The sequence below is a fragment of the Chryseobacterium sp. MMO-72 genome, from assembly GCF_037146035.1.
Lineage (GTDB): Bacteria > Bacteroidota > Bacteroidia > Flavobacteriales > Weeksellaceae > Chryseobacterium > Chryseobacterium indicum.
Window position 1 is genome coordinate 1 of the sequence record NZ_JBBCWG010000021.1, and the last position, 10,761, is coordinate 10,761.

A 10,761-nucleotide genomic window follows, 5' to 3' on the forward strand; every position below is an offset into this window, starting at 1 on the left:
ATAAAATATTATTTTTTTTTTTTTTTTTATTCTTTTTTGACTGTTTTTTTTGTTTTTTTTTTTCGGCCGGGGGCGCCCCCCCCCCCCCCCCCGAATCCAAAAAAACTCAGACATACCGCTCAATGAGCTATGAAATTGTGGAGAACATTTATTCAACAGGAAATTTCAGCTTTAGTTCTGGAACCACCCCGTCAAAAATTTCTCCGAAATTTTCGCCATCCCTCCAAAGGAGGGGAATTTTTACATCCCAAATAAAAATCAGAAAACATCTGTTCAGCGCAATCATCAATCATCAATCATCAATCATCAATCATCAATCATCAATCCCCCTTATTAACACAGATCAATGTACAGGATTTTTGTTTAAAATACCTTTGCTTCATAATACAACCATATTATGGCAACTAAAAAAATAGAAAAAATAGTATCTCCGAAACCTGCGCATTTTGTGGGCGACGGTTTTAGGGTTCATAATTTTATTCCGGGCGTTCAGGGAATGGATATGAAAAGGATGGATCCGTTCATCATGCTCGATTACAATTCAAAATTTCACTTTAACGGAACAGATCAGCCTCGCGGAGTGGGCGTTCATCCGCACCGAGGTTTTGAGACCGTGACCATAGCGTATAAAGGAAAAGTGCAGCATCATGACAGCGCAGGAGGTGGCGGAATTATCGGTGAAGGCGATGTACAGTGGATGACTGCCGCAAAAGGTGTTCTTCACAAAGAATATCACGAAAAAGAATGGGCAAAAGAAGGCGGAATTTTTCAGATGGTTCAGCTTTGGGTAAACCTTCCGTCGGTTTATAAAATGAGCTGTCCGAAATATCAGTCAATTAAAAATTCGGATATGACGAAAGTGGATCTTGGAGAAAACGGACATATTGAAGTGATTGCCGGAGAATATCAAAATCAGAAAGGTCCTGCTTTTACCTTCAGTCCGGTTCACATGATGAATGCAAAACTGAAAAATGGTGGAAAAGCAGCATTCAGCTTTCCCGAAAATTTCAATACTGCAGCATTGGTGATAGAAGGAAGTATTATCGTTAATGATGAAGAAAAAGTACCACTCAATCATCTCGTTCTGTTTCAAAATGAAGGGGAAGATTTTACGGTAGAAGCAACAGAAGACTCAGTCGTTTTAGTCATCAGCGGAATGCCTTTAAATGAGCCTATCTTTCCTCACGGACCTTTTGTAATGAATTCCAGAGAAGAAATTATGCAGGCTTTTGAAGATTTCAATTTAGGGAGATTTGGTTATCTTGCAGATTAATTTTAATTAAAAATCATCATCAAGCTGTTCTTTTTCTTAATTTTATATTTTAATGATTTCTCTGTCATTCAGAATGTAGCGGAAGCGAAGTGAAGAATCTATGAAGCTAAATAGATTTCTCCTGCGTCGAAATGACGGATTCAATTGAAATTTTTAAATCATTATCTGAAAGTTTTCTCAAAATTCAAAACAAAAATTTAATACAAATAAATCACACACATCATGTCAAACATCGGACTTATTATAGAAGAAAAATCTGCGGACATCGGAAACTTTCTTGTGGGAAGATTATTGCCTTTCCGTGAAAAAAGAGCAGTCGGACCTTTCGTTTTTATCGATCATATGGGACCATCCGACTTAAAAGATTATCAGAATCTTGATGTTCCGCCGCATCCGCACATCGGGCTTTCAACATTAACGTATCTTCTGGAAGGATCTATTTTTCACAGAGACAGCATCGGAAGTGCTCTGGAAATAAAACCGGGAGCTGTAAACTGGATGACTGCCGGAAAAGGTGTGGTACACTCTGAAAGAACTCCGGAATACCTGCGGCATTCTGACAAAAGACTTCACGGATTCCAGATCTGGGTAGGGCTTCCGAAACATCTGGAACAGTCTGAACCCACATTCCACCACATTGAAGCAGATGAAATTCCGGTTTGGGAAGAAGACGGAATTCAGTATAAATTAATTGCAGGAGAAGCTTTTGGAAAAAAATCGCCGGTTCCGGTTCACAGTAAGCTGTTTTTTATTGAAATTAAAACCAAAGAAGCAAAAAAGATCAGCATCGGAAAAGATCTTTACGGAGAAGCTGCCATGTATGTTCTGGACGGAACTGTTTCTACTGACGGAAATTCTTACGGATCTAAACAACTGATGATTGCCAAAAACACCCAACTCTGCGAATTTGACATGAGCGAAAACGGAACGGTTTATCTTTTCGGCGGCGAACCATTTGAAGAAGAGCGGTTTATATTCTGGAATTTTGTAAATTCCGAAAAAGAACTGATCGATCAGGCAAAAGTGAACTGGCACGACCAGAACCACGATGCTTTTCCTTTGGTTCCGGGAGATGAAAACGAATATGTACCGCTTCCGAAAGCTATTTTAAACAGAAAACCATAACAATTTAAAATCATACGTGATGAAAATATTAGCATTTGCAGGAAGCACTTCTTCCACTTCCATCAACAGGGAACTTGTAAAATTTGTTCTAAAAGATTTTAAGGACGAAGAAATCAACCTGATTGATCTGAATGATTTTGATATGCCTGTTTTTTCTGTAGATCGTGAAAAGAAAGGCTTTCCGGAAGAAGCACACCATTTTTTGAAAGCAATAGAAGAATGTGATGTGATTATCTGTTCACTTGCAGAGCACAACAGATCATACAGCGCAGCCTTTAAAAACGTTTTCGACTGGGCTTCAAGAATCAACGTAAAAGTTTTTCAGGACAAACCGATGTTTCTGATGTCCACTTCTCCGGGAGGTTACGGCGGCGGAAATGTGATGAACACGGCAAAAATATTTTTCCCGAATTTCGGAGCGGATATCAAAGAAACTTTCTCGCTTCCTAAATTTTATGAAAATTTTGATTTGGAAAGCGGTGTCATTAATCCTGAAATGCTGAAAGAGCTTAATAATAAAGTGGAAAATTTCAAAAATACGATCCGCAAATAATGACCAAAGGAAGATTAGAAGCCTTCAGTGACGGGGTTCTTGCGATCATCATCACGATTATGGTACTGGAACTGAAAGTTCCGGAAGGAAACGACTGGCAAAGCCTGAAACCGCTTATCCCGAAATTTCTGGCGTATATTTTCAGCTTTCTGTATGTAGGAATTTACTGGAACAATCATCACCATCTTTTTCAGGCAGTGAAAAAAGTAAACGGAAAAATTCTTTGGGCAAATCTTCATCTCCTGTTCTGGCTTTCTTTAATGCCTTTTGCAACAGAGTGGATCGGGGAAACTCATTTTGCCAAAAATCCGGTGGCTACTTACGGATTCGGATTAGTGCTTTGTGCGATTGCCTATACGATTCTGGAAAATGCCATCATAAAAGCTGAAGGTGAAAATTCCAGACTGAAACAGGCCATTGCTTCCCGTTTTAAGGAAAATGCATCCATTGTTTTGTATGTCTCAGGGATTATTGTATCATTTATTTACCCTTATATTGCTGTAGGGTTGTATTATACCGTGGCTTTCCTGTGGCTGATTCCGGACAGGCGAATAGAAAAAACTTTAAATGAAAACTAATATGGAAACACACGAATATGTAAACGGAGAAATTACCGTCATCTGGCAGCCTAAAAAATGTATCCACGCTGCAATCTGTGTAAAAACACTTCCAAAAGTGTATAACCCGAAAGAAAGACCATGGCTGAAACCTGAAAATGCAACCGCAGAAGAACTTAAAAATCAAATCGACCAGTGTCCTTCCGGCGCACTGAGTTATCAATTCAATACAAAAAAATAATGGCAATCACAGTAAAAGCAAGTTTAGGAACAGAAAAATACTACACCGAAGTTATTGCGGGAGAAAATACCCTTATTACAGATGAGCCGGTAGACAAAGGCGGCGGAAACAAAGGGTTCAATCCTTTCGAAATTCTTGCCACTTCGCTCGCAAGTTGCACAGCGGCAACGTTGAGAATGTACATCGACCGAAAAGAATGGAGCGTAGAAAAAATAAACGTTGAAGTGGAACTGGAAAATTTTCCTTTAACGAAAAGAGCTATTTTCAAAAGAGACATCAGCTTTGAAGGCACAAATCTTGATGATGAACAACTGAAAAGACTTCACGCCATTGCAGATGCGTGCCCGATTCATAAGATTCTTACAAACGATATAGAAATACTAACCAAATTTTCATAATATGATTGAAGTAAAACAAACCAACGACCCGAAACACGGAAATTTTGAAGCATTCATAGACGGAAACCACGCAGGATTAATGACATACACCTGGGCTGGAGAAGAAAGATTCATCATCGATCACACGGAAGTTGAAGAAGCATACAACGGAAAAGGCGTTGGGAAAGAAATGCTTCTTGCAGCAGTAGATTTTGCAAGAAAGAACGGAAAAACAATTATTCCGCTTTGTCCTTTTGCCAAAGCTACGTTCCAGAAGCATGAAGAACTTCAGGATGTTCTGGTAAATAAAACACAGGCTTAGTTTTAAGCTAAGGTTGAGATTAAGTTTGAGCTTCTGAGTTATCGGTCTTAACTTCAACCTTACATATAAAACCTTCCGGAAATATATCCTGAAGGTTTTTTCTTTTTGGACAGAACAGAAAAAAACTATATTTGCTAAAATTTAAATTAAAGCATGAATTCCGGAACTGTTCTTTTGCTGTTTGTTTTTGTCTATTTCATCGGACTTTTGGTTATTTCTTATTTTACAAGCCGAAATTCTGATAACCAGTCGTTTTTTATCGGGAATAAAAAAAGTAAATGGTGGCTCGTTGCCTTCGGAATGATCGGAACCAGCTTAAGCGGGGTAACATTTATTTCCGTTCCCGGAACAGTCGGGAAAATGACGGGAACTGAATACATCTACGGCGGATTCGAATATTATATGATGGTGATCGGCTTTTTCATCGGATATTTTATTGTTGCCGCAATTCTTCTTCCGCTGTATTATAAAATGAACCTCACCTCGATTTATACGTATTTAGGCAAAAGATTTAATGTCGAAGCGCATAAGATCGGGTCAATATTTTTTATTATTTCAAGGGCAATTGGTGCAACGGCAAGGTTATATTTAGTGGTCAACGTTCTTCAGATTTTCCTTCTGGAAGGTTTGGGCGTTCCTTTCTGGGTTACGGCTTTAGTTCTGCTGTTAATGGTGCTTTTATACACGTTTGAAGGCGGTGTAAAAACAATTGTGATTACCGATACTTTGCAGACGTCTTTCATGATTATCAGTCTCGTTGCCTGTATCGTTTATATTTTATCCCATTTAAATTTATCATTAGGCGAAGCATATACTATTTTAGAACAGAAAAATTATACCCACTTCATCAATTTTGATCCGAATTCTAAAACATTTTTCCTGAAAACGATTTTAGGGGGAATTTTCATTACGATTGCAATGACAGGATTAGATCAGGAAATGATGCAGAAAAATATCTCTGTGGATAATCTTAAAAATTCAAAGAAAAATATGCTCACTTTCGCAGGAACGCTGCTTTTTGTGAATCTGGCATTCCTTTTTTTAGGAGGTCTTCTTTATCTTTTTGCTTTGCAGAACGGCGCAGAATATGGAAAAATAGACGGAGAAACGGTTACTAATATTTTCGGTTTCAAAGATTCTGCGGGTAATATTAAAAATATTATGGGAGACGATCTGTTTCCGGCTTTATCGCTTCAGGGACATTTCCCGATGATCATTTCCGTTATCTTCATTATCGGATTGATTTCAGCGTTATTTCCATCTGCGGATGGCGCTTTAACTGCTGTTACAAGTTCATATTGCGTAGATCTTTTGAATCTTAATGAAGACAAAAACAAGACGGAGAAAGAGAAAAAACAGCTTCGTATGAAGGTTCATTTAACGTTTACGATCATTTTCTTTATTTTGATTATGGTTTTTAAAGCGTTGAATGACAAATCGATTGTTTACCTCATCATGGAGATTGCAGGCTATACTTACGGACCGCTTTTAGGACTTTTTGCCTTCGGAATTTTCACAAAGTTTCAGATTTCAAGGAAATATTCAATTTTGGCGGTAACGATTTTAGCTCCGGTAGCAACGTACATTATCAATTATCTGGTAACAACGTATACGGATTACAAAATCGGGGTAGAGTTAATTGTTCTGAATGGATTATTAACTTTCATTGGGCTTTGGTTGGTAAAACATAAATCTTATCTGAAGGTTGTTTAAAAAAATCAATGTCTTAAACCTGTTGAAACAAATTAAAAAATAATTTTCAGACAAATACAGTTCTTTTTGTGTTAATAAAAAGTACAGTATATATAATTATTAAACGCAAAGAAACCCTATTATTTTTTTGAGAAGTTGAGCAAAGATATTTCCGTCAGAGACGGATGATGAAGCGTTCGCTTAATGACAGATGAAATCTGCTTCACTTTGCTTATCTTAAAATGTTAACTCTGAAAATAAAGACTTTGCGTTTGAAACTTAAATTTAGAAATCTATTAAAAACTTTAAACAGACTTCCTTTTAAATAATAAAATCTGCATTTTTCAGCGCAGATTTTTCCATTTCCGTAACCCATCAAAAAATTGTAAATTCGCACACAAATAAATCTTATATAATGAGTAAAAGTATCGAAGAGTTAAAATCTCTTACTACACAAATCAGAAGAGACATTTTAAGAATGGTTCATGCTGTAAATTCCGGTCACCCGGGAGGAAGTTTAGGTTGTACTGAATATTTCACAGCCCTTTACGGAAAGGTAATGAACTATCATCTTCCTTTCACGATGGAAGGTAAAAATGAAGATCATTTCTATCTTTCTAACGGACATATTTCTCCGGTATTCTATTCTACTTTGGCAAGATTCGGATTTTTTCCGGTTCAGGAGCTTAGTACATTCAGAAAATTAGATTCAAGATTACAGGGACACCCGACGACTCACGAAGGTCTTCCGGGCGTAAGAGTAGCTTCAGGTTCTTTAGGACAGGGGCTTTCTGTAGCTTTGGGCGTAGCTCAGGGTAAAAAACTGGACGGAGACAGCTCTTTGGTTTACTCTCTTCACGGCGATGGCGAATTGCAGGAAGGTCAGGTTTGGGAAGCATTTATGTACGCAGCAGCCAAAAAAGTAGACAATATTATTTCTACCATCGATTATAACGGACAACAGATCGACGGAAGTACAGATAACGTACTTTCTTTAGGAAATCTTCATGCAAAACTGGAAGCTTTCGGATGGACAGTTCTGGAAGAGAAAAACGGTAACGATCTTGAAGCTGTAATTGCCATTCTCGAAAAAGCAAAAACTGAAACCGGAAAAGAAAAACCTGTTGCTATTATTCTTCATACAGAGATGGGTTACGGTGTAGATTATATGATGGGAACTCACGCTTGGCACGGAAAAGCGCCGAATGATGAGCAACTGGAAACAGCTTTCAAACAGTTATACTTAGAGGCTCCGGCTGATTATTAATTATTAGTAATGAGTAATTGGTAATAAGTAATCTTAATTAATAATTAGAAAAAAATGAAATTTACATATACAGAAAAAAAAGATACACGTTCAGGATTCGGAGCCGGATTGGCTGAACTTGCAGATAAAAATCCTAATGTTGTGGCGCTTTGTGCAGACCTTATCGGTTCTTTGAAGATGGAAAAATTCATTGAAAAGGCTCCTGAAAGATTTTTTCAGGTAGGTATTGCGGAAGCGAATATGATGGGTCTTGCAGCCGGTTTGAGCATTACAGGAAAAATTCCTTTTACGGGAACTTTCGCTAACTTTTCCACTTCAAGAGTTTACGATCAGATTCGTCAGTCTATTGCATATTCCAATAAAAATGTAAAAATCTGTGCTTCTCACGCAGGTCTTACTTTGGGTGAAGACGGTGCAACACACCAAGTTTTGGAAGATATCGGAATGATGAAAATGCTTCCTGGAATGACGGTGATCAATCCTTGTGATTACAACCAGACAAAAGCAGCTACTCTGGCGATTGCTGATTTTGAAGGTCCTGTTTATTTAAGATTCGGAAGACCGGTAGTTCCGGTTTTCATTCCGGAAGATATGCCTTTCGAGATCGGAAAAGGAATTATGCTTCAGGAAGGAACGGATGTAACCATTGTTGCGACGGGACATTTGGTTTGGGAATCGTTACTTGCCACAGATGAGCTTGAAAAAGAAGGTATTTCATGTGAAGTAATCAATATCCACACGATTAAACCTTTGGACGAAGAAATCATCTTAAAATCTGTTGAAAAGACAGGAAAAATCGTAACAGCGGAAGAACACAATTACATCGGTGGTCTGGGAGAATCTGTTGCAGGAATGTTGGCAAGAAAAAGACCGACAAGACAGGAATTTGTCGCGGTAAACGATACATTCGGAGAATCTGCAACCCCTGCTGAACTGATGAAGAAATATAAAATTGATTCTGCTGCCGTGAAAGAAGCAGTGAAGAGAATTTTAGATAAATAATTCTTTTAAAAATAAATAAAAAAGCATCCTTTTTGGATGCTTTTTCGTTTGTTGATATCTTCGCAAAGGAGCAAAGCTTTATCAGAATCTAGACATTTTAAGGCACAAGGATTTTCATCTTCGATAAAACTGATTGAGTAAAATCTCATTTTCTTACCTTAAAAGCAGAGTTAAAATTTAAAGAACTTTACTTCTTGCGAAATTCCAAGAAAATTATTTTAGCTTTCTGTCTTCTTCTTTTATCGCTAAATCATTAATACTTGCAAATCTTTTTCTCATCAAACCATTTTCATCAAATTCCCAGTTTTCGTTTCCGTAAGCACGGAACCAGTTTCCTTCTTTATTCTGATATTCATACTCGAAACGTACAGCAATTCGGTTATCTGCATGCGCCCAATATTCTTTTTTCAGTTTATAATTAAATTCTTTCTGCCATTTGCTGCTGAGGAATTTTACAATTTCTTCTCTGCCATTTACAAACTGGTCTCTGTTTCTCCATTCACTGTCTACAGTGTAGGCTTTGGAAACTCTTTCAGGATCCTGACTGTTCCATGCATCTTCTGCAAGCTGAATTTTTTCAAGGGCTGACTCTAAAGTGAACGGTGGAAGTGGGTGTTTCTGTTCCATTTTTAATGTATTAGATTGTTAACTATTTTTTTCGATTTTTCTATTAATTCATTTGATCTGAAAACCTGACTTTCTACAATTGAGCTTTCAAAAAGCAGATAGACATGATCAGAAAGATCCGGATCTTCCAGTAATGATGAAAAATGATCTCTCAAATCCTGTTTATGACTTTGTATAACAGACAGTATTTTTAGGTTATCCGTCGGAATTTCAGATAAAATATTAAGAAAACTGCATCCTCTGAAATTTTCTTTCCGATTCATTTCTATTAAAAAATCAAAAGAAGCGATCAGTTTTGATTTTACATCTTTTTCTCCGGATACAAATTTGTTAAGCTCCCCAAACCAATAATCATGTCTTACGTTCAGAAATTCTATACACAAATCTTCTTTCGATTTAAAATACTGATAAAAACTTGCCTTTGCTACTTTTGCTTCGGCAATGATCTGATTTATTCCCGTGGAATTATATCCTTGCTTAGCAAATAGTTCAAACGTAGTTTGTATGATTCTTTCTTTAGGTGATACCATTCTTTTGTTTTTGATAAGTCAAAGGTAATACAAAATTTTAAAAACAGACAGACTATTCTGTCTATAATTGTGATAAAAATTTATCTATCACAAAAAAGAAGTCTTTTACATCCATAAAAAAAGCGGACAAACCCCGCTCTCAATTTATTGTATTATTAAATTACCTAAAAAACTTCCATTTCGGAATTATTGCCAGCATTCCGAAACCTGTAAAAAGGAAAAGATTGGTAACGTCGGTGTAAAGGAAAGTAGATAAGTAATAGTTGTGCATGAAGAAATGCAGAACCAATAACGCGGGAAAAGCAAAGATGCCTATTTTTCTGTAAAAAAACATAAGCACAAGACTTACCACCATTAAAGCATCAATTGCGAAAACAGTGTAGGCGTACCAAGCCGGAATATTCAGGATTTCGTGCTGCAAATATTCATCAAGATCGATCCCGAATCCCATAACCGTAAACAAGAGCAATGCCGCAAAAGCAAGGATGAAACCCCACCCTTTCTTCGGATCTTCATCAAAATAGCTGTATTCTTCCATAACTACAAAAATAAAGAACTTATGAGAGATTTCATAAGTTCTTTTATATAATTCGTTTAAAATTTGATTATACAGAGATCGCGTTAATCAGTCTGTTTTTATCACTTAAGTATTCTTCCATAGAAATCATACTTTCTGTTCTCATTACATCCTGAATATCATCGATTTGGTAGATGATTCTCTTTGCATCGTCTGTATTCTTAGCTCTTACTTTACAGAAAATATTATACTTTCCTGAAATTACGCTAGCTTCAATTACGTTTGGAATAGTAGATAATTCTTTCAGAACTTCCTGAGTTCTGTTAGATTTGGTTAATAAGATTCCGATAAAAGCGGTGAAGTGATAGTCTAACTTTCCGTAATCTATATTAAGAGATGATCCCAAAATAATACCTGCATCCTCCATCTTTTTCACTCTTACGTGAATTGTACCCGCAGAAACATCCATCTGCTTAGCAATTTCTGTAAAAGGCATTCTTGTGTTCTCTACTAAGAAATCAAGAATTTTCTTGTCTATTTCGTCCAGTTGATAGTTCATATTAGTTAAATTACAATTTCTTTAAAAAATCTACATATTTTTTGCAAATTTAAAAAAAATAATTTAACAAAAAAAATTATATCAAACATTAACAATAATTAACACATATGACAAAAATC

The 10,761-nt window shown here is 36.7% G+C and carries 14 protein-coding genes; 10 read left to right on the forward strand and 4 right to left on the reverse strand.

Annotated elements, in window-relative coordinates; genetic code table 11:
* Positions 1–397 precede the first annotated feature (397 nt).
* The 10 genes from WFH39_RS19970 (at position 398) to WFH39_RS20015 (ending at position 8,409) form a co-directional block, all read left to right on the forward strand.
* The gene (locus tag WFH39_RS19970; RefSeq protein ID WP_336691192.1) at positions 398–1,273 is read left to right on the forward strand and encodes a pirin family protein; all 876 of its coding nucleotides are present in this window, start codon (positions 398–400) and stop codon (positions 1,271–1,273) included.
* 222 nt (positions 1,274–1,495) lie between these two features.
* Positions 1,496–2,398 (forward strand): pirin family protein, encoded by a 903-nt coding sequence (locus tag WFH39_RS19975; protein ID WP_076395687.1) that lies wholly within the window; start codon positions 1,496–1,498, stop codon positions 2,396–2,398.
* A 19-nt stretch (positions 2,399–2,417) separates the two neighbouring features.
* On the forward strand, positions 2,418–2,951 hold the full coding sequence (locus WFH39_RS19980; RefSeq protein ID WP_235133090.1) for an NADPH-dependent FMN reductase: 534 nt from the start codon (positions 2,418–2,420) through the stop codon (positions 2,949–2,951).
* On the forward strand, positions 2,951–3,529 hold the full coding sequence (locus WFH39_RS19985) for a TMEM175 family protein (protein ID WP_336691193.1): 579 nt from the start codon (positions 2,951–2,953) through the stop codon (positions 3,527–3,529). The genes WFH39_RS19980 and WFH39_RS19985 overlap by 1 nt, the downstream gene beginning before the upstream one ends.
* A 1-nt stretch (position 3,530) precedes the next feature.
* The gene (locus tag WFH39_RS19990) at positions 3,531–3,749 is read left to right on the forward strand and encodes a (4Fe-4S)-binding protein (RefSeq protein WP_336691220.1); all 219 of its coding nucleotides are present in this window, start codon (positions 3,531–3,533) and stop codon (positions 3,747–3,749) included.
* On the forward strand, positions 3,749–4,147 hold the full coding sequence (locus WFH39_RS19995; RefSeq protein ID WP_235132609.1) for an OsmC family protein: 399 nt from the start codon (positions 3,749–3,751) through the stop codon (positions 4,145–4,147). Before WFH39_RS19990 ends, WFH39_RS19995 begins: the two co-directional genes overlap by 1 nt.
* A 1-nt stretch (position 4,148) precedes the next feature.
* Positions 4,149–4,448 carry a GNAT family N-acetyltransferase gene (locus WFH39_RS20000; protein ID WP_175608849.1) on the forward strand — a complete coding sequence of 100 codons (300 nt, stop codon included), beginning with the start codon at positions 4,149–4,151 and terminating at the stop codon, positions 4,446–4,448.
* 153 nt (positions 4,449–4,601) lie between these two features.
* Complete coding sequence (locus WFH39_RS20005) at positions 4,602–6,161, forward strand: sodium:solute symporter (RefSeq protein ID WP_336691194.1); 1,560 nt, start codon at positions 4,602–4,604, stop codon at positions 6,159–6,161.
* A 394-nt stretch (positions 6,162–6,555) separates the two neighbouring features.
* Complete coding sequence (locus tag WFH39_RS20010; RefSeq protein WP_076392612.1) at positions 6,556–7,407, forward strand: transketolase; 852 nt, start codon at positions 6,556–6,558, stop codon at positions 7,405–7,407.
* Positions 7,408–7,461: 54 nt separating this feature from the next.
* Entirely contained in the window at positions 7,462–8,409 is a 948-nt protein-coding gene (locus tag WFH39_RS20015; protein WP_336691195.1) for a transketolase family protein, read from the forward strand.
* 213 nt (positions 8,410–8,622) lie between these two features.
* On the opposite strand, the gene WFH39_RS20020 is transcribed toward WFH39_RS20015, so the two are convergent.
* From WFH39_RS20020 to WFH39_RS20035, 4 genes are all read right to left on the reverse strand, one after another.
* Positions 8,623–9,036 (reverse strand): nuclear transport factor 2 family protein, encoded by a 414-nt coding sequence (locus WFH39_RS20020; RefSeq protein ID WP_336691196.1) that lies wholly within the window; start codon positions 9,034–9,036, stop codon positions 8,623–8,625.
* Between the two features lie 2 nt (positions 9,037–9,038).
* Entirely contained in the window at positions 9,039–9,566 is a 528-nt protein-coding gene (locus tag WFH39_RS20025) for a TetR/AcrR family transcriptional regulator (RefSeq protein WP_336691197.1), read from the reverse strand.
* 160 nt (positions 9,567–9,726) lie between these two features.
* The gene (locus WFH39_RS20030; protein ID WP_336691198.1) at positions 9,727–10,104 is read right to left on the reverse strand and encodes a hypothetical protein; all 378 of its coding nucleotides are present in this window, start codon (positions 10,102–10,104) and stop codon (positions 9,727–9,729) included.
* A 67-nt stretch (positions 10,105–10,171) separates the two neighbouring features.
* Positions 10,172–10,642 carry an Lrp/AsnC family transcriptional regulator gene (locus tag WFH39_RS20035; protein WP_029298841.1) on the reverse strand — a complete coding sequence of 157 codons (471 nt, stop codon included), beginning with the start codon at positions 10,640–10,642 and terminating at the stop codon, positions 10,172–10,174.
* Between the last annotated feature and the right edge of the window lie 119 nt (positions 10,643–10,761).